The following is a 17,451-nucleotide window of genomic DNA, read 5'->3' as shown; positions in this document are numbered from 1 at the left end:
ATGTGCAAGGCATAACGCCCTCATGACCGACTCGACCTCTCTCCCCCCCGGCGACTGGCCCGCGATGCAGCCCGGCTGGGTCTGGCTCTGCGGCGCGGGCCCCGGAGATCCGGGCCTGCTCACGCTCCATGCGCTCAATGCCCTCGCACAGGCGGACGTGATCGTGCATGACGCGCTGGTGGATGACCGTATCCTCGGCTGGGCCAACCCCGCCGCCGAGCTTGTCTATGCCGGCAAGCGGGGCGGAAAACCGTCGGCCAGGCAAAAGGACATTTCGCTTCAGCTCATCGACCTCGCCCGCGCGGGCAAGAAGGTCCTGCGCCTCAAGGGCGGCGACCCGTTCGTTTTCGGGCGCGGGGGCGAAGAAGGCCAGACGCTCGTGCAGCACGGCGTCCCGATCCGCATCATCCCCGGCATCTCGGCGGGCATCGGCGGTCTGGCCTATGCTGGTATCCCGGTCACCCATCGCGACGTGAATCAGGCCGTGACCTTCGTCACCGGCCATGACCGGCAAGGTCGCGTGTCCGGGGTCGACTGGACCTCCGTGGCGAAATCCTCAGGCGTGATCGTGATATATATGGGCATGAAACACCTCGCGGACATCGCCGCCGATCTCATGGCCGCCGGGCGCGGGGCGGACGAACCGGTCGCGATCGTGGCGCAAGCCACCCTGCCCGACCAACAGGTGCTCGAGACGACACTCGCCACCTGCGCCGCCGACGCCGAAGCCAGCGGCATCGGCGCGCCCGCCGTGATCTGCGTGGGCCGCGCCGCACTCCTGCGTCAGGCGCTCGACTGGCAGTCCCTGGCGATGGGCACACCGCCCCGCAACGCCGACCCGCTCGGGCTGGGTCGCCCGGTCGAGGACGGATGAACGGTCGCGGCCTCATCTTCGCCGCCCCCACGTCGGGCAGCGGAAAGACCACGGTGACGCACGGCGTGCTCCGCGCGCTCGCCAGACAAGGCGTCGCGGTGCGCGGCGCGAAATCCGGCCCTGACTATATCGACCCACGCTTCCACGAAGCGGCCTCTGGCCAGCCTTCGGTGAACCTCGACGCCTGGGCGATGGACAAACGGCACCTACGTGGCCTCGCCCAGGGCGACGGGTTGCTCATCGTCGAAGGCGCGATGGGGCTGTTCGACGGCGCCCCGCCCGATGGCGACGGCGCTACCGCCGACCTCGCCCGTATCCTCGGTCTACCGGTCGTCCTGGTGGTCAACGCCGCGCATATGTCGCACTCCGTCGCGGCGCTCGTCCGCGGCTTCGCCTCCCATGACCCCGAAGTGCGCGTTACGGGCGTGATCCTGAACAACGTCGGCTCCCCCCGACATGAGGCGATGCTGCGCAAGGCACTCGCGCCTCTGGGCCTGCCCGTGCTTGGCGCGCTCCACCGCGACACCTCGCTCGCGCTGCCCGACCGGCATCTCGGGCTGGTGCAGGCCGCCGAACATGCCGACCTCGACGCCTTCCTCGACCGCGCCGCCGACGCCGTGACCCGGCAGATCGACCTCGACGCGCTCACCGCGCTCGCCCGTCCGCTCGCCCCAGGCCATCCCCTGCCTGTCGCCACAGCGCCGCGGCGCATCGCCATCGCCCGCGACGCGGCCTTCAGCTTCGCTTACCCGCACCAAATCGCCGCATGGCAGGCCGCTGGCAGTACGCTCCTGCCGTTCTCGCCACTCGCAGACGACCCCGTCCCCGAGGCCGATTTCGTCTATCTCCCCGGCGGCTACCCCGAACTTCACGCCGCGCGCATCGCTTCCGCCTCGACCTTCCTGACGACGCTGCGCGACAGCGCCGCGACCGCCGACATCTACGGCGAATGCGGTGGCTACATGGTGCTTGGCGAAACCCTGACCGACGCGAACGGCACCGAACATCGCATGGCCGGTTTGCTCGGCCTCGCCACCTCCTTCGCCACGCGCAAGCTTCATCTCGGCTATCGTCGCCTGACAAGCCATTGGGGCCCGCTCCCCGGCACCCGCATGGCGCATGAATTCCACTACGCCACGACGCTCGCAGCTGACGGCGCCCCGCTCTTCGACGCCGAAGATGCCGAGGGCAACACGCTCGCACCCATGGGTCTGATCGAAGGCCGCGTTGCCGGCTCCTTCGCCCATGTGATCGTTTGACCCCTTCCCCCGGACCGAGGGAACATATAAGCGAACTTGCATGACTGACCTGACCTTCGACCAGACCGACGACCGCAAGGCCAAGCGCAATGTCGCGATCCTCGTGATCGCGCAGGCCCTGCTGGGTGCGCAAATGCCGATGATCTTCACCATCGGCGGGTTGGCCGGTCAGGCGCTCGCCCCCAACCCCTGCTTCGCGACACTGGCGATTTCGGCAATCGTGCTGGTCTCGATGCTGTCGGCCAACCCGATGAGCTGGATCATGCAGCGCTTCGGTCGCCGTGTCGGGTTCTGGACGGGCACCGCAGGCGGCACGATCGGCGCAGGCATCGCCGCCCTCGGCCTCCTGCAATCGAGCTTCACGCTCTTCATCATCGGCTCGGCCTTCACCGGCATGTACATGTCTGCACAGGGGTTCTACCGCTTCGCCGCCGCCGACACCGCGTCGAACGAGTTTCGCCCCAAGGCGATCTCTTATGTCATGGCAGGCGGCCTCGTCTCGGCCATCCTTGGCCCGCAGTTGGTCAAGGTGACGGCGGACGCGACCGTGGTGCCCTTCCTCGGGGCCTACGCGACCATCGTCGTGATCAACGTGGTCGGCTCGCTGCTTTTCCTCGCGCTCGATATTCCAAAGCCCCCCGTCCCCGAAGAAGACGCGCCCCGTGGCCGAACGACATGGGAGCTGCTCACCACCCCGACCATCGCCGTCGCGATCATCGTCGCGATGGTGAGCTATTCGCTGATGAACCTCGTGATGACTTCGACGCCGCTCGCCGTCGTCGGCTGCGGGTTCGAACAGAACACCGCCGCCGACGTGGTCTCGGCCCACGTCCTCGCCATGTTCATCCCCTCGTTCTTCACAGGCCACCTCATCGCCCGCTTCGGCACGCGCAAGATCATGGCGACCGGGCTGGTGATCCTCGCAGGCGCGGGTGTCGTCGGGCTTCAGGGCGTGGAGCTTGAAAACTTCTTCATTGCGCTCGTGCTTCTGGGCGTCGGCTGGAACTTCGGCTTCATCGGCGCGACCTCGATGCTCGCCGGCGCGCATGAGGCGCATGAGCGGGGGCGGATTCAGGGCATGAACGACATGATCGTCTTCGGCGGCGTCACGCTGGCGTCGCTCGCATCCGGCGGTCTGATGAACTGTTCGGGGGGCAATCCGCAGGACGGTTGGATGGCCGTAAACCTCGCCATGGTCCCGTTCCTCGCCCTCGCGGGCGCCGCGCTGATCTGGCTGGTTATGCGCCCCGCGGACGACGTCTGACGACGCGCTACCAGCGCCCGCGCAGGGTGCGCCACGCCAATCCGAAACTCCGCGCCGCGTCACTTTCCGGCGCCGCATCCAGATCACCCCGCGCTCGTTTGAGTATGGCCGGCACCCGCGACGCGGCCCGCGCCGCCGGTGTCGCTTCACCGAACCGGCGCGGCAGGCCCGAAAGATCGGCCAGAGCCGTCTCCACCATCCCGGGCAGCATCGCATCATCGACCGCGACCCAGCCGAGCGCCGCCAACTCGCGCCGCGCCGTGAGGAACGTGGCCAAACCCTGCGCGCGGCCAAGGACCCGCGCCTGATCGGGCGCCCTATGCCCAAGCCCGGCCATTGCCGCGACCATCAATGCCCCGGCGGTATTCTCGAGGTAGGCCCACAGATGCGCTGGTGTCTCGAAAGGCTCCCGCTCGATATCCGCCGCCCGCGCGTCGATCATCTGATGGAGCGGCGCAAGCGGTATGTGCCGCGCCCGGATGGCCTCGGCCAAGGGCAGCGCCACCTCATGCGCCCGAGGCACCTCGCCCGCCTCGACCTCGTCCAGCACGTCGCGCCAGAACTGGAGCCGCATCTGCGCGATGAGCGGCTCTTGCGTGAGCCACGGTGCCTTGGCGACTTCGAGGTTGAAGGCATAGAGCGGAAACAGCACCTCGCGGTCCGGCACCGGCGCGGTCATGGCCGATGCGAACCTGTCCCGGTCATTGGCCTCGACCATCTCGGCGCAGGATTGCACGCTCATGTCTGGCTCATGCCGGACGCAGCCCGTCGTCCAACAACTTCCACACCACCGCGTCCAGAAGCGCCGCGAAGCTTGCATCCACTATGTTCGCCGAGACGCCCACGGTGGACCAATGCTTCACACCATCGGTGAAGTCGATGATGACGCGGGTCACGGCCTCGGTCCCGCCCTGCGTGATCCGCACCTTGAAGTCCGTCAGCTTCACCGGCTCGATCGACGCCTGATATGGCCCAAGATCGGCCTGCAACGCCTCCCACAATGCGTTCACCGGGCCGTCGTCGGACATTTCCTGCGCGTGCTCGTTCTTGTAGAAAGACGTGCGCTCCTCGCCACCCGCGAACCGGACCGAGACCATCGCTTCGGATTCCACCACGATCCGGCCCTTGGCGTTGCGCCGCCGTTCGGAAATGACGCGATATCGCTCGACGTCGAAAAAGCGCGGCAGGCTGCCCAGTATGCCCCGCGCGACCAGTTCGAAACTCGCCTCCGCGCTGTCATAGGCATATCCCTGATCCTCCCGCGCCTTCACGGCATCGAGGATTTCCGAAAGTTTCGGATCACCCTTTTCCAACGTGATTCCAACAGCTTCCAGCCGCGCCTTCAGGTTCGATTGCCCCGCCTGGTTGGACATCGGCACGACCCGTTCGTTGCCCACGATGGCCGGGTCGATATGCTCGTATGTCGTCGGATCTTTCAGGATGGCCGAGGCATGCAGCCCCGCCTTGTGAACGAAAGCCGACGCGCCGACATAGGGCGCGCTCTTGGTCGGAACACGGTTCAGGATGTCATCCAACTGCCGCGAAACGCGGGTCAACGTACCGAGCGCCTCGCGCGGAACACCGGTCTCGTATGCCGACCTGTACGGCTCTTTCAACAGAAGCGTCGGGATCAGCGTGATGAGGTTGGCATTGCCACAACGTTCGCCCAGCCCGTTGAGGGTGCCTTGGATCTGCCTCGCGCCCGCATCCACGGCGGCCAGCGAATTGGCGACCGCGTTGCCGGTGTCGTTGTGCGTATGGATGCCGACATGATCGCCGGGGATCCCGGCCTCGATGACGGCCCGCGTGATCGCCTCGACCTCGCGCGGCAGCGTGCCGCCGTTCGTGTCACACAACACGACCCAACGCGCGCCGGCGTCATATGCCGCCCTCACGCAAGACAGCGCATACTCCGGGTTCGCCTTGTAGCCGTCGAAAAAATGCTCCGCGTCGAACAACGCCTCTCGCCCTTCGCGCACGAGATAGGCGATGGAGGCCGAAATGTTTTCCACATTCTCGTCCAGCTCGATCCCGAGCGCCGTGGTGACGTGGAAATCATGCGTCTTGCCGACGAGACAGACCGCAGGCGTGTTTGCGTTGAACACCTGCGCCAGCACATCGTCATTCTCCGCCGACCGCCCCGCCCGCTTGGTCATGCCAAAGGCGGTAAAGGTCGCGCGTGTCTCGGGGCGGGACAGGAAAAACTCGCTATCCGTCGGGTTCGCCCCCGGCCAGCCACCCTCGATATAGTCGATGCCCAGCGCATCGAGGCTCTGCGCAATCGCCATCTTCTCCGGCGTCGAAAACTGCACACCCTGCGTCTGCTGCCCATCGCGCAGCGTGGTGTCGAAAAGGTAGAGACGTTCAGTCATGAGGAGCCTCGCCGGTTGATTTGCCCCACACGTCCCGGGCTCGACCCGGGACCTTTGCGGATGAGGCGAGGCCCCGGGTCAAGCCCGGGGCGGGTGTCGTTCGTGTCATCATGACAGCCCCTCCAACTTGGACGAGTCGAAGCCCTTGCCGGGGAGCAGTTCCACGCCCTCCTTGGACATTCGCACTTCGACGCCGGCCGCCTGCAATCGGGCTTTCATCGCGTCCAACGCTGCAAAATCCTTGGTCGCCATGGCATCCTTCCGCAAATCCGCGAGGGATTGCGCGAGCACGGAAAGGTCCACGCCCGTGTCCCAGCCGCCCAACTCATCGGTCAGAAGACCAAGAAGCCGCGCCGAACCAAGCATGACGCCTTTCTCATAAAAGCAATCCTTCTGCGGATTGGCCGCGATCTCCTTGGCCATCGCGTGCAGTTTGGTCAACGCGCCTGCCGTATTCAGATCATCGGCCAGCGCCGCGACCACATCCGTATCCGCGCCCATCGGCTCGGCATCGGCCAGCAGACGCCGCCAAACGCGCAAGGTCGCCTCCGCTTCCTCCCGCTTCTTCTCCGTCCAATCCATCGGCTTGCGGTAATGCGTCCCGAGGAACACGAACCGGATCACCTCGCCCGGCACACCCTGTTCCAGCAGATCATGCACCGTGAAGAAGTTGCCCAGGCTCTTGGACATCTTCTTGCCCTCGACCTGCAGCATCTCGTTGTGCAGCCAGAACTTCGCGAACCCCGCGCCCTCATGCGCGCATTTCGACTGGGCGATCTCGTTCTCATGGTGCGGGAACATCAGATCGTTGCCGCCCCCGTGAATGTCGAAAGTCTCGCCCAGCAATTCATAACTCATGGCCGAGCATTCGATATGCCAGCCCGGTCGCCCCCGCCCCCAAGGGCTGTCCCAGCCCGGCTCGTCGTCCTTCGCGGGCTTCCACAGCACGAAATCCATCGGATTGCGCTTGTAGGGCGCGACCTCGACCCGTGCGCCCGCTATCATGTCGTCCACGGACCGCCCCGACAGCTTGCCATATTCGCCGTAACTTTCGACCGAGAAGAGCACATGCCCCTTGGCTTCATAGGCGTGGCCGGAGGCAATCAGCCCCTCGATCATCGTGACCATGTCGCCGATATGCTGCGTCGCGCGCGGCATCTGGTCAGGCTCCAGCGCCCCCAATGCGCCCATGTCGTCGAGATACCATTGCGTCGTAGACGAGGTAATCTCGTCGATCGGCACGCCGCTTTCGTTCGCCCGCTGGATGATCTTGTCGTCCACATCGGTGAAATTGCGCACATAGGTCACATGCTCCGCCCCGTAGACATGGCGCAAGAGCCTGTAGAGCACGTCGAACACCACCACGGGCCGCGCGTTGCCCAGATGTGCCCGGTCGTAAACCGTGGGCCCACAGACGTACATCCGCACGTTCTCGGGGTCGATCGGAGTGAAGACCTCCTTCGACCGTGTGGCGGTGTTATGCAGTTCGATCTCGACCATGGCGTCCTCGCACGCGTATCCCGCGGCGGGCTTATCAACTGGCTTTTTGGAAAGAAACAGAGAAACGGCCCGCCTGACGATGTCAGCAGGGAATAATGCAGCAAATGATGATGTTGCGTTGTCCGTTCATGCGGCGTGCATAGCAGGCTTCGCGCGGTCTGCCAAGCGTGTTAGGCTGGCCGCATGTCGCGTGAACTGGTCAACCAAATCTGCGGGGAATACCCCGGCGCCGAGGTCTCGGACCCCTGGGGCGGCGGGCATGATGCCTGGAAAGTCGGCGGCAAGATGTTCGCCTCCATCGGCGCGATGGGGCAAGGCGTGGCGGTGAAGTGCCCAGACATTGAGACCGCCAACATGCTCAAGGATGCAGGCGTGGCCCAACATGCGGCGTATTTCCACAAGTCGTGGGTGATGCTCCCCTTCGGCCCCACCGCCGAGGACGAATACCGCCACCGCATCCGCGTGAGCTACGACACCATCCGTGCAGGTCTGCCAAAAAAGGTGCAAGCCGCTCTTGGCCCTGTCGACTAGACCTGGGACGCGTTGGTTTTGACCGCCAGCATCCCCTTGGCCCAAAGCTGGTTCACCTTCCACATGATGACCGGAATGGCGAGCGTCGCGGCGACCAGGGCCGCGCCCCCGATATACCGGAATACCTCGCTGTATCCGGCGGAGCCAAGAAGCATCATCAGGCTCGCGAAGGCCGCGAGCGGAAAGGTGAACGCCCCCCAGAGCGGTGAAAAACCGGATTCCGCCATCCAGAACGGCCGCAGGATCAGAGCAGCGAAGATCAGGGTGGACACGAGCCCGAGCACCAGCGCAAGGGTCTGATACCCCAGCAACAACGCGACCGTGCCCAAGACCGCCGCGGGCGCAAGATGGATCGCAAGCAAGGGGCGCAACGGTGCTGGCACCCTCTGACGCGCATATTGTGCAGCGGACGCGCCCCAGACGAAGGCGGCAATGGCGAGGCTGGCCCAGAACACGACGAGCGACCACGTGGTCCAGCCCAGCGGCATTCCGGCGATGGGGCTGATGATGAAACCGACGAAGGTCAGGTGCCAGATCGGCGTCACGCTCTTCGCTTCCCGGGGTCCCGTCGCGATCAGGTAGACGACCGTCACGAACAGCACCGCATGCATGATGACCGCTATGGCAAGCACCGTGGCAGCCAGCGCCTGCGACCAGTGGATCAGACCCAGCGCCATGAGCATCCCGGACAGCGACATCGCCGCCAGCCCGCCGCGCCCCGGCAGGATCTTCGCGTCCTCCACGTAGGTCGCGGGCCGGCGCACGACCTTGGCGAAGTAAGCGACCAGCAGGAACAGGTAAAGGAGCGTCACCGCGCCGAACAAAAGGTCCGACACACCGTCGCCCACCGAGAACGCATCGCCGGCACGACGCCACGCCACGGCCAGCCCGAACAGTCCGAAGACCGGCGTGAACAGCGCCGGCGGCGTGCGGGTCCAGAGGCGTGTTTTCTGCGGGGCTGGCGGAAATTTCGGCGGTTGCATCGGCTCACTCCATGACTGCGGCTCTCATGCGACAAATCGCATGTTTGCGCCATGCGCCCGAGGGTCGCGGGCGGTGCTCAGTAGCCCAGCGACTTGCGCAACATGTTCCCGGCAATGACCAACAGGAACACACCGAACACGCGCTTCAGCGGCTTCGGGTCCAGCCCATGCGCGATCTTCGCCCCCAACGGCGCGGTCAGCGTGGTCATCGCGATCACCACGAGAAACGCAGGCAGGTTGACCGCCCCGACCGTCCAGGGCGGCGCAACGGCGATCTTGACGAAGAGAAACGCGATGACGGACGGAATGGCGATGATCGCCCCGAACCCCGCCGCCGTGGCGACCGCGCGGTGGATCGGCACGCCGTGCAGCGTCATGATCGGAACGCCAAAACTCCCGCCCCCGATCCCCATGAGGACCGAGAGGAACCCGACGAGCGTCGACAGGGCCGAGCGAAGCCCGAGACCGGGCATCTCGTCGGCCAGTTGCCATCGGTTGCGCCCGAACAGCATGTAAAGCCCTATGGTGAAACCGAGCCCGCCGAAGATCCCCTGAAGCGTGGTCGAGCGCAATTGCGCGGCCACGAGCACCCCGATCACCGCCCCGATGACGATGCCCGGCGCCCAACCCCTCAGGATCGACCACTCGACCGCGCCCTTCTTGTTATGGGACGACACCGACCGCGCCGACGTCACGATGATCGTGGCGAGCGAAGTGGCGAGGCAGATCTGCATAAGCTCGGGGCTGTCGTATCCGAGGCCCGAAAAGGTGTAATAGAACGCAGGCACAAGGACGATCCCACCACCGACTCCAAGCAGCCCCGCCAGCACCCCGGCCAGCGCCCCGATCCCCAGTAGCAGACCCACAAGCGGGATCAGCGTCGCCATGTCCATGATCGTCTCCCCTTCAGGGGACCGATAGCGCAGGCTGTTGTGCATGACCAGAGGCCGCGACGATCGCGCCACCTTGAGAGAGATGTAGATTTTCGGTCAAACGGATGGCTTGCGCAGGGCCGCGCGCACTACCGGATCGCCACTTTCGCGCGCTCGTAACGGCCGACTTCCGTCGACCCGTCCGGGAAGTCCACCTCCACCGTGATCGTCTCCACCGACCCCAGCGGATATGTCAGATAGGGCAGGATGTCCTCGGCATAAAGCGCATTGGGGGTGGCATCATCTGCGTGACACGGCTCATGCTCGAGCGGTGCGGGCGGCTCACCATTCACACCGAAGCGGATGTCCTCGACGCCGCAGCGCCACGCCAGAAGATTCGTGAAATACAGAAGATCCTTGCCGTCATACTCCCGTACGGCCACCCAATTCTGCCGCGTCAGGGTCAGGATCTGCTTGGCGTCCTGCGCCTGCATGGGCGACGCCACGAGCGCAAGCGCAACGGCCAGTCCGAGTTTCGCCAACATCTTGCTCCCATATCCGGAATTTTCCGCACGGCACGTTTCCCGCCGGGCATCTCGCTGGTATAGTGGCAGAAAAATCGGGCACGGGCAAAGCGAGCGACGGACAGATGGCGGAAAACCCCTCACCTCAGGCCAGGTCGCTTCCGGGCACGCCCTTCAACATCCTCGTCATCGGTCAGGGCGGGCGCGTCGGATACGAGGCGCTCCTTTTCGCGGCATCGCTGCGCCGCAACGATCCTGGCTTCAAGGGCCGTCTGATCGTCGCCGAACCGCAACCTGGACCGCTCTGGGGGGACACCGACCCGCGTCTGTCCCACGATCAACGCGAGGCGCTCGAGAAACTCGACGCCGAGATCGTGCCGTTCGAAAGCCGCCATTTCGGCGCCGCCTATCCGCAGGGCAACAAGATCGAGGGACTGGCCTGCCTGCCTCCCAACGAGCCTTTCGTCTTTTTCGACAGCGACACCATCGTCACCGGCCGCCTGTCGCACGTGCCCTTCGACTTCTCGCGCCCCTCTGCCTCGATGAACCGCGAAGGCACATGGCCACAGATCGAACTCTATGGCCCCGGATACACCGAAATCTGGCGGTCGCTTTATGACCGGTTCGAGCTCGATTTCGAAAGCTCGCTCGACACCTCCGAGCCTGACGAATACTGGGGCCGCTACCTGTATTTCAACGCCGGGTGGTTCTTCGGTGACGACCCGAAGGCCTTCGGCGAACGTTTCCTCGACTACGCGCTGACCATCCGCGACGACCGGCCCGAGCCGCTCGTCGTGCAGGAGCTCTACCCGTGGCTCGACCAAATCGCCCTGCCTTTGGTGATCCATTCCTTTGGCGGTGGCCGACCCGGCCCGGAACTGGCAGGGCTTGATGGCGACATCACCTGCCATTGGCGCGTGCTGCCCCTCGCCTATGCACGTGAAAGCGACGCGACGATCACCGCGCTTGAACAGGCCGCGAGCCCGAACAAGGTCAAGAAGGTACTCAAAGCCCACGAGCCGATGCTGAGGATGATCTACCAAGGGCGCGGTCACAAGGTGCGGGAGATGTTCGACCGAGACGACCTTCCCCGGCAGGAGAAGATCATGCGCAACCGGATCAAGAAAGAAGGCTTCTGGCTCCGCTGAGACGTCAGAACACCTTGGCCCCCAATACCTCCTTCCAATGCGCCATCCGCGCCTCGGCTTCGGTGTCGCGCGCCATGTCGCTAAGCTCCGGGTCGAGCCGTTCGACCAGCTCGATCTCGACCGTGCCCACCACGTGGTAGGCCTCCGCCATGTCCGGCAGAGGCGCGGACCCCGTGCGCATCGTGAACCCCATCCGCCGCTCGAAGGCGGCAGGGTCAGAAACCAGCTTGAGCCAGACCCCGTCCCCGATCCGCACAGCCATGATCGCCCAATCGGCCTTGCGCTCCTTCCAGGCGTCGCGCGCCTTGCGTCGGTCGGTCTTGTCCATGATTTCCTCTTGCGCCTGTTTTTATCCGGGTGTAATTCACCTGTCAGGATTTTACCCGGATGTAAATATGGAAACTGACACCTTCACCGCTTTCATCGGCCCCGACCGCGTCGCGCAAGGCACGCTGGACGAGGTGACAGCCGCCCTCGCCCCGTCCGGCCCGCACCCGGACGGGCTTCTGGTCTTTTCCGACCGGACCGGGCGCGTCACCGATCTCGACCTTACCGGGGCGGCACCGCGCCCGCGCGGCCGCCCGAAACTCGGGGTGAAGGCGCGCGAAGTCACGCTCCTGCCCCGCCACTGGGACTGGCTCGGCGCACAACGCGGCGGTGCCTCTGCCGCGCTGCGCCGCCTGATCGACGCGGCCATCGCCGCCGAAGGCACCCCGCCGACGCCGGACCGGGCCTATCGCTTCCTGTCCGCGCTCGCGGGCGACTTTCCGCATTACGAGGAGGCCCTGCGCGCGCTCTATGCCGGTGACGCGTCCGCCTTCGCCGCCCATATGGCCGACTGGCCCCGCGACATCCGCGACCACGCGCTCGCACTGGCCCGCCTCGGCTGACAGCGCCGCCCGATAAATCGCAGGATCCGAATGTGTTACGCGGCACCGGTTTCAAATTGCCGGGGCCGCGCAAATCTCCTAGCGTGCCCACGTCCAACTGGGAGGTGAAACATGACAGATGCACAAATGACCGGCTTCGACACCCTGCAAGTCCACGCAGGCACCGAACCCGACCCGGCCACCGGCGCGCGCCAGGTGCCGATTTACCAGACCACGTCCTACGTGTTCAAAGACGCGGACCACGCCGCGCGCCTCTTCAACCTCGAGGAAGTGGGCTACATCTATTCCCGCCTCACGAACCCGACCGTCGGCGCGCTCGCCAACCGGATCGTCGCGCTCGAAGGCGGCGTGGGTGGCGTCTGCACCTCCTCGGGCCACGCGGCTCAGATCATGGCGCTCTATCCGCTGATGTCACCGGGCAAGAATATCGTCGCCTCGACACGGCTTTACGGCGGCACCTACACGCAGTTCACGCAGGTCTTCAAACGCTTCGGCTGGTCCTGCACCTTCGTCGATTTCGACGACCCGGCGGCGATCGAAGCGGCGATCGACGATGACACCCGCGCCATCTTCTGCGAGTCGCTGGCGAACCCGGTGGGCCACCCCATCGACCTGGACGCGGTCGGAAAGGTGGCCGACAAGGCCGGCCTCCCCCTCGTCGTCGACAACACCTCCGCCACGCCCTATCTCTGTCGCCCGATCGAGCACGGCGCGACGCTCGTCGTCCACTCCACCACGAAGTACCTGACCGGCAACGGCACCGTGACCGGCGGCGCAATCGTGGATTCGGGCAAGTTCGACTGGTCGGCCTCGGGCAAGTTCCCGTCGCTTTCCGAACCCGAACCTGCCTACCACGGCGTGAATTTCCATGGCGCACTTGGCGAAATGGCGTTCACCTTCCACTCCATCGCGGTCGGACTGCGTGACCTCGGCATGACCATGAACCCGCAGGCCGCCCATTACACGCTCATGGGGATCGAAACCCTGAGCCTTCGGATGCGCAAGCATGTCGAGAACGCACAGGCCGTCGCGGAATGGCTCGAAAAACACGACAAGGTCGCGAAGGTGAATTATGCCGGACTCGCCTCCTCGCCGGTCCATGACCGGGGCAAACGCATCTTCCCGCGCGGCACAGGCGGCCTGTTCACCGTGGAGCTGAAGGGCGGCTACGAGGATTGCGTCAAGCTTGTCGGCAACCTCAAGCTGTTCAGCCATGTCGCGAACCTCGGGGACACCCGCTCGCTCGTCATCCACTCGGCCTCGACCACCCACCGCCAGCTCACCGACGAGCAACGCGAAGCGGCAGGGGCGAGCAACAACGTGGTGCGCCTGTCCATCGGGATCGAGGACGCCGACGACATCATCGCGGATCTGGATCAGGCGCTCGCCGCACTTTGACCCTCAGCGCGCAGGCGGGGTTTCGACTTCGCCTGCGCCCTCCTCCGGCGCGGCACCGCCCGCCACCGGCGTCAGGTATTTCATCGTGAAACCCTGCCGGATCACGACCTCGGGCATCCGGTCTTCGGGGTAGCCCGGCACGTGCCACCGGGTCGACACCTTCACGTGGCTGGCCACGCAATTGCCCACGCCGTCACGAAGCAGCCCACAGGCATAGCGCGCGCGGTCGAGCGCCGCGCGAAGCGCGTCGCGATAGGCCGAGACATCAGGCACGCGCAGAATGCCTGCATCGGTCGGATCGACCCGTTCCTCCATCAACACCGCTGTCTCGCCCACGGGAAGCGTCCCGACATTCTCGCCCGGCGTGAAGTTCAGCGTGAAGCTCACATGGCGTCCGCCAATGAAGGCGATCGGCGTCAGGTCCCAGTTCAGGTCCGACACATGAACGCTCCCCGGCAGACAGGTCGCGGCGAACCTGCTCTCCACGATCATATCGCAAAAGTCGGTCATCAGTGACGAGGCGCGCGCCTGAATGAACAAATCGGCCAGAGCAGGCTCCGGTACATCCTCGCCCGGTCCCGCAAGGCTCAGAGGCGTAAGCACCATGTCCAGTTCGATCGTTCGCGACCGCGCCGCGCCGTCGGGCACCAAGAGCGCCTCCGCCGACCGGATCGACCGCACGTCGCCAGCGGAATTGACGATCTGCTTCACCCCCGCCGCCTCGGCCTTTTCGACCTTTTGCACCTCTGCGATCGCACTTGCGGCGTTGATGTCCTGCATCTTCACGACTGTCGCGATGTCGTCCTGCACGCCTTGAACCACGAACAGGTGGACCCCGGCATAAACCAGCGCGGTGAACATGGCCAACAGCGTGACGAGCGTCCCGACCCGTTCCATGTCAGAAACCCTGCGCGGCGAACTTGCCTGCGCCGAAGACGGTGCGGGGATCGCCGCCTGCGACCTCCGTGGCGAGTGTCAGAACGTCGTCCTGAAACGCCTCGGGCCATTCATGCCCGCCCTTGAACCTGAGATAATCCTTGGCGGAAAGCGTCACGACCGCGCCCGCAAAGGGGCGATAGACCGGGGCTTCCCCCTCGGCAGGCGCCGGACCGACCCGCAATCCCCGCGCGAAATCCATGCCGCGCACATTGGCGAAGTGATCGACCCCGAAGCTCTGCTTGAACCAACTGGCATAAGCTAAGGCATCCGTTCGGTATGCCGAGACATCCGGCGCGATCTCCTCGCGGAGACGCCGAGCGTCATTTCCGTAAAGCGTCCGTTTTTCGCGCGCGATGTCCCGTTCGAACTGCTCGACCCGCCGGTAATGGCGCTGGACCAGCCCGCAATCGACGAGGTTTTCGTCCGTGACATGCTCGACTCGCACGGTCTCCGACAAATTAGCTACCCCCCCAACGGCACCCCCGACGATGGTGACGCCGCTGATGTCGACGCCCTCGGCAAGGTGAAAATTGTAAATCTTCTGCGTCGGTGTGTTCTTGTAGGCCAATTGCTCCAGCACCACGTGGACTGGATGCCCCACCTCGGTCACAGCCACGTCGAGCACCTGGTATTGGTAACTGGCGACCGGTCGAGGCGCGTTGCTCGGCGGCATGCCGAACCGCCCGTCATCGGGATTGTAGCCCTGGATCGACTTGATCCATTGCTCGGCCACATCCGCGACCTGCTTTGTGGAATACGTCCAGAGCCGCACATCCGCGCCACCGCCCAAGGTGTAGAACGCGGCGACATGCGCATTTTCGGCGGGCGGTGTCGGCACGCATCGCTCGACCTCGGGCAACAACCGCAGTTTCGCGACCACGTCATGTCGTGTCGCTTCGCGCCATCCCGCGATGGTGGACGTCATGAAGTCGGGCATCCCATCCGATGTCGCTGCAACCGGCCCGGTCGCGTTCGCCAATCCGTCGCGGTAATGCCAGTGATCCTGCGGCGCGCCCTCGGTCAATTCAGCCTCGGTGCGAACTTTCGGGCCGGCGAGGTTTTCGACCTCCTCGATGCCGCTTTTCAGAAAAGGCACCCCGACGGCGAGCACCAGCCCGCCAATGCCAAGGATCTTCAAACCGTCATTCATGCCAACCGTCCCAAATCGTTACACGATGAAACATCGCGTCCCGTTTGGGCGAAATCAGGGCAAGTGTTTGACTGGGATGAGGAATGTTCACCTCAAGCCCCGGCATGTGTCCTCAATCCGTCATCGTCGCGGACAAGGGGGCAAGGTTCACGGTCTGCGCCCGGTTTCCAAGCGACCATTCCAGGATCGCCTGAAGGCTGTCGGGCCGCACCCGTGCTATCGCCGTGACGCCGTCCTCGTTGCGGGCGCGAAACGCGACATTGTCCAGGAACCGGCGGATCACGTCCGGCGCCTGCCCATCGGAATCGAGGTCCCGGAACACCAGAGTGGCGGGAACGCCCTCGCTGACTGCGATCTTGTGGCCGGTATTGAGGCCCTCGGGATACGTGACGAGGCCAAGACCCCGCTCTTCCAGAACGGTGACGACCTGTTTCGCAGCGTCTCCAAGCGACTGGAACCCCGCATCCTGCGTGAACAACACGGCCACCGATTGCTCCAGAAGCGGCTCATAAACCTGCAAGGTCACATCCACGTCCGTAGCGGTCGCACCGTCGGGGAGCGGCACCATGAGAACGATTTCCGCACCTGACTCGCGATAAAACCGGATCGCGGTCTCGGCGTCCGGCGACGAGGCATCGACCGCAACCGTCAGGGGGAAGGGCATCACCGCCAGATCCCCCACATCCTCGCGCCCCGGCCCCTCGTCGATCAGAACGATCGCCATCTTCGGAAGCGCCGGATCGCCGCCATAGGAAATCGCGTTCCGTTCGATCGCCGGTCGGGCTTCCGCAGCTTCCACCGTGCCGTTTTCCGCCCCGATGGTTGGCAATCGTCCGGTATTGGCGGAGGGCAGCGGCGCGACGTCGGCAAGTCCGTCGCTCGCGTTCGGCCCATCGTCTGCAAGATCGTCGCCCTCCGGCCCCTGCGCGGTCTGGTCGCTGTCCTCCCCGGTCGTGGCCCCGATTGACGGCAGGCGATCCGTCACCACGTCCGGTGCGGTCGTCGGGTTGTCCTCCGGTTCGGCGATCAACGCAGGGTCTTCGGCAGGCTCGGGCGAGGCATCTATCGTCTCGGCCGGCGCTTCGGGGGCCGGGTCGGACGCAGGCGGCGCTTCGGCCTCTGGCGCGGCAATGCCGCCCGGCGCCGTCGAGGTCTCCGGCGGATTGGCTGTCTCGGGGAGACCACCCGGCAGGTCCTCACCCGGAGGTTCCATTGCCGTGACCACGTCTTCCGTCGGTTCCGGGGCCGGTTCCAGCGCGGTGTCCGGCGCAGGCGGGTCCGGCTGCGGTTCCGCCTCGACCAATCCGGGCGCCTCCCCCGCCAAAGGCGCGGGCGCTTCCATCGCGGCCCGTGGCACGTTTCCTTCGTCGGGCAGGACCGGCGAAGACCCGGCATTTTCGACGACCTCCGGGGCGGCAGCGGGCTCTTCCGACGCAACCGTGTCGGCCTCTTCCCTCTCTGGTTCGGCCTCTTCCCCTTCGACCGGGGCATCCGCGTCATCCGGCTCGGCTTCCGGTGCGTCATCCGGCGTGTCCACCGGCTCGCCCTCCGTCACAGGTGCCTCTGCGTTTTCGCCCGCGTCAGCCTCCGACACCTCCGCCTCGGCCTCAGCCGCTTCTTCCATGACGGCCACGCTGTCGTCAGACACCGGCAGGACGACCGGCTCCACCACGAATGCGGCGGTGAAGATGCCAATGGCCGAAACCACGGCCCCCCAGAGAACGCCCGATATCGTACCGCGTGCCAA

The 17,451-nt window shown here is 65.3% G+C and carries 17 protein-coding genes; 7 read left to right on the top strand and 10 right to left on the bottom strand.

All coding sequences use genetic code 11. The annotated features are described in order from the left end of the window. Positions 1 to 22 precede the first annotated feature (22 nt). From cobA to KJP28_RS06120, 3 genes are read left to right on the top strand one after another with little or no spacing between them, the layout of a single operon-like run. A complete protein-coding gene (gene cobA / locus KJP28_RS06130; RefSeq protein WP_218391627.1) occupies positions 23 to 874 on the top strand; it encodes a uroporphyrinogen-III C-methyltransferase in 852 nt (283 codons plus the stop codon). Then, positions 871 to 2,133 (top strand): cobyrinate a,c-diamide synthase, encoded by a 1,263-nt coding sequence (locus tag KJP28_RS06125; protein ID WP_218391626.1) that lies wholly within the window; start codon positions 871 to 873, stop codon positions 2,131 to 2,133. The genes cobA and KJP28_RS06125 overlap by 4 nt, the downstream gene beginning before the upstream one ends. 40 nt (positions 2,134 to 2,173) lie before the next feature. After that, complete coding sequence (locus tag KJP28_RS06120; RefSeq protein ID WP_218391625.1) at positions 2,174 to 3,397, top strand: MFS transporter; 1,224 nt, start codon at positions 2,174 to 2,176, stop codon at positions 3,395 to 3,397. Between the two features lie 7 nt (positions 3,398 to 3,404). Here the strand turns inward: KJP28_RS06120 and KJP28_RS06115 are convergent, their stop codons facing one another. From KJP28_RS06115 to cysS, 3 genes are all read right to left on the bottom strand, one after another. Beyond that, a complete protein-coding gene (locus KJP28_RS06115) occupies positions 3,405 to 4,139 on the bottom strand; it encodes a squalene/phytoene synthase family protein (protein ID WP_218391624.1) in 735 nt (244 codons plus the stop codon). Between the two features lie 7 nt (positions 4,140 to 4,146). Next, positions 4,147 to 5,769 (bottom strand): citramalate synthase, encoded by a 1,623-nt coding sequence (cimA, locus tag KJP28_RS06110; RefSeq protein ID WP_218391623.1) that lies wholly within the window; start codon positions 5,767 to 5,769, stop codon positions 4,147 to 4,149. 108 nt (positions 5,770 to 5,877) lie between these two features. Beyond that, positions 5,878 to 7,269 carry a cysteine--tRNA ligase gene (cysS, locus tag KJP28_RS06105; protein WP_218391622.1) on the bottom strand — a complete coding sequence of 464 codons (1,392 nt, stop codon included), beginning with the start codon at positions 7,267 to 7,269 and terminating at the stop codon, positions 5,878 to 5,880. 183 nt (positions 7,270 to 7,452) lie between these two features. Between cysS and KJP28_RS06100 the strand changes: the two genes are divergently transcribed. Beyond that, entirely contained in the window at positions 7,453 to 7,800 is a 348-nt protein-coding gene (locus tag KJP28_RS06100) for an MmcQ/YjbR family DNA-binding protein (RefSeq protein ID WP_218391621.1), read from the top strand. Here the strand turns inward: KJP28_RS06100 and KJP28_RS06095 are convergent. The 3 genes from KJP28_RS06095 to KJP28_RS06085 all read right to left on the bottom strand — a co-directional run bounded on the left by KJP28_RS06095 (position 7,797) and on the right by KJP28_RS06085 (position 10,200). Then, positions 7,797 to 8,783, bottom strand: coding sequence for a TDT family transporter (locus KJP28_RS06095; protein ID WP_218391620.1), 987 nt, complete (start codon positions 8,781 to 8,783; stop codon positions 7,797 to 7,799). The two genes, KJP28_RS06100 and KJP28_RS06095, sit on opposite strands and share 4 nt — an antisense overlap. Positions 8,784 to 8,860: 77 nt before the next feature. Continuing rightward, on the bottom strand, positions 8,861 to 9,676 hold the full coding sequence (locus KJP28_RS06090; RefSeq protein ID WP_218391619.1) for a sulfite exporter TauE/SafE family protein: 816 nt from the start codon (positions 9,674 to 9,676) through the stop codon (positions 8,861 to 8,863). A gap of 128 nt (positions 9,677 to 9,804) precedes the next feature. After that, positions 9,805 to 10,200 carry a hypothetical protein gene (locus tag KJP28_RS06085; protein ID WP_255552190.1) on the bottom strand — a complete coding sequence of 132 codons (396 nt, stop codon included), beginning with the start codon at positions 10,198 to 10,200 and terminating at the stop codon, positions 9,805 to 9,807. Positions 10,201 to 10,304: 104 nt separating this feature from the next. On the opposite strand from KJP28_RS06085, the gene KJP28_RS06080 reads away from it, so the two are divergent. After that, complete coding sequence (locus KJP28_RS06080; protein WP_218391618.1) at positions 10,305 to 11,327, top strand: hypothetical protein; 1,023 nt, start codon at positions 10,305 to 10,307, stop codon at positions 11,325 to 11,327. 4 nt (positions 11,328 to 11,331) lie between these two features. On the opposite strand, the gene KJP28_RS06075 is transcribed toward KJP28_RS06080, so the two are convergent. Beyond that, entirely contained in the window at positions 11,332 to 11,655 is a 324-nt protein-coding gene (locus tag KJP28_RS06075; RefSeq protein ID WP_218391617.1) for a hypothetical protein, read from the bottom strand. A gap of 67 nt (positions 11,656 to 11,722) precedes the next feature. Here KJP28_RS06075 and KJP28_RS06070 point away from each other — a divergent pair, with 67 nt between their 5' ends. Further along, positions 11,723 to 12,217 (top strand): DUF2239 family protein, encoded by a 495-nt coding sequence (locus tag KJP28_RS06070; RefSeq protein ID WP_255552188.1) that lies wholly within the window; start codon positions 11,723 to 11,725, stop codon positions 12,215 to 12,217. Between the two features lie 111 nt (positions 12,218 to 12,328). Further along, complete coding sequence (locus KJP28_RS06065; protein ID WP_255552187.1) at positions 12,329 to 13,615, top strand: O-acetylhomoserine aminocarboxypropyltransferase/cysteine synthase family protein; 1,287 nt, start codon at positions 12,329 to 12,331, stop codon at positions 13,613 to 13,615. Positions 13,616 to 13,618: 3 nt separating this feature from the next. Here KJP28_RS06065 and KJP28_RS06060 read toward each other — a convergent pair whose 3' ends face one another. The 3 genes from KJP28_RS06060 to KJP28_RS06050 all read right to left on the bottom strand — a co-directional run bounded on the left by KJP28_RS06060 (position 13,619) and on the right by KJP28_RS06050 (position 17,451). Then, positions 13,619 to 14,512, bottom strand: a complete 894-nt coding sequence (locus KJP28_RS06060) for a hypothetical protein (protein WP_218391615.1) — start codon at positions 14,510 to 14,512, stop codon at positions 13,619 to 13,621. Between the two features lies 1 nt (position 14,513). Further along, complete coding sequence (locus tag KJP28_RS06055) at positions 14,514 to 15,704, bottom strand: hypothetical protein (RefSeq protein WP_218391614.1); 1,191 nt, start codon at positions 15,702 to 15,704, stop codon at positions 14,514 to 14,516. Positions 15,705 to 15,816: 112 nt separating this feature from the next. Then, positions 15,817 to 17,451 (bottom strand): divergent polysaccharide deacetylase family protein, encoded by a 1,635-nt coding sequence (locus KJP28_RS06050; protein WP_218391613.1) that lies wholly within the window; start codon positions 17,449 to 17,451, stop codon positions 15,817 to 15,819.

It is taken from the genome of Maritimibacter dapengensis, from assembly GCF_019218265.1.
GTDB classification, from domain to species: Bacteria; Pseudomonadota; Alphaproteobacteria; order Rhodobacterales; family Rhodobacteraceae; genus Maritimibacter; species Maritimibacter dapengensis.
The sequence above is the reverse complement of the archived record's forward strand: the minus strand, read 5'-3'. Positions and strand labels throughout refer to the sequence as shown.

Excerpts from the sequence above, each read along its gene's own strand:
- KJP28_RS06070 (WP_255552188.1), top strand. The coding sequence starts at position 11,723 with ATGGAAACTGACACCTTCACCGCTTTCATCGGCCCCGACCGCGTCGCG.
- KJP28_RS06115 (WP_218391624.1), bottom strand. The coding sequence starts at position 4,139 with ATGAGCGTGCAATCCTGCGCCGAGATGGTCGAGGCCAATGACCGGGAC.
- KJP28_RS06075 (WP_218391617.1), bottom strand. The coding sequence starts at position 11,655 with ATGGACAAGACCGACCGACGCAAGGCGCGCGACGCCTGGAAGGAGCGC.
- cobA (WP_218391627.1), top strand. The coding sequence starts at position 23 with ATGACCGACTCGACCTCTCTCCCCCCCGGCGACTGGCCCGCGATGCAG.
- KJP28_RS06100 (WP_218391621.1), top strand. The coding sequence starts at position 7,453 with ATGTCGCGTGAACTGGTCAACCAAATCTGCGGGGAATACCCCGGCGCC.
- KJP28_RS06060 (WP_218391615.1), bottom strand. The coding sequence starts at position 14,512 with ATGGAACGGGTCGGGACGCTCGTCACGCTGTTGGCCATGTTCACCGCG.
- KJP28_RS06065 (WP_255552187.1), top strand. The coding sequence starts at position 12,329 with ATGACAGATGCACAAATGACCGGCTTCGACACCCTGCAAGTCCACGCA.
- cysS (WP_218391622.1), bottom strand. The coding sequence starts at position 7,269 with ATGGTCGAGATCGAACTGCATAACACCGCCACACGGTCGAAGGAGGTC.
- KJP28_RS06080 (WP_218391618.1), top strand. The coding sequence starts at position 10,305 with ATGGCGGAAAACCCCTCACCTCAGGCCAGGTCGCTTCCGGGCACGCCC.
- KJP28_RS06095 (WP_218391620.1), bottom strand. The coding sequence starts at position 8,783 with ATGCAACCGCCGAAATTTCCGCCAGCCCCGCAGAAAACACGCCTCTGG.
- KJP28_RS06085 (WP_255552190.1), bottom strand. The coding sequence starts at position 10,200 with ATGTTGGCGAAACTCGGACTGGCCGTTGCGCTTGCGCTCGTGGCGTCG.
- KJP28_RS06120 (WP_218391625.1), top strand. The coding sequence starts at position 2,174 with ATGACTGACCTGACCTTCGACCAGACCGACGACCGCAAGGCCAAGCGC.
- KJP28_RS06055 (WP_218391614.1), bottom strand. The coding sequence starts at position 15,704 with ATGAATGACGGTTTGAAGATCCTTGGCATTGGCGGGCTGGTGCTCGCC.
- cimA (WP_218391623.1), bottom strand. The coding sequence starts at position 5,769 with ATGACTGAACGTCTCTACCTTTTCGACACCACGCTGCGCGATGGGCAG.
- KJP28_RS06125 (WP_218391626.1), top strand. The coding sequence starts at position 871 with ATGAACGGTCGCGGCCTCATCTTCGCCGCCCCCACGTCGGGCAGCGGA.
- KJP28_RS06090 (WP_218391619.1), bottom strand. The coding sequence starts at position 9,676 with ATGGACATGGCGACGCTGATCCCGCTTGTGGGTCTGCTACTGGGGATC.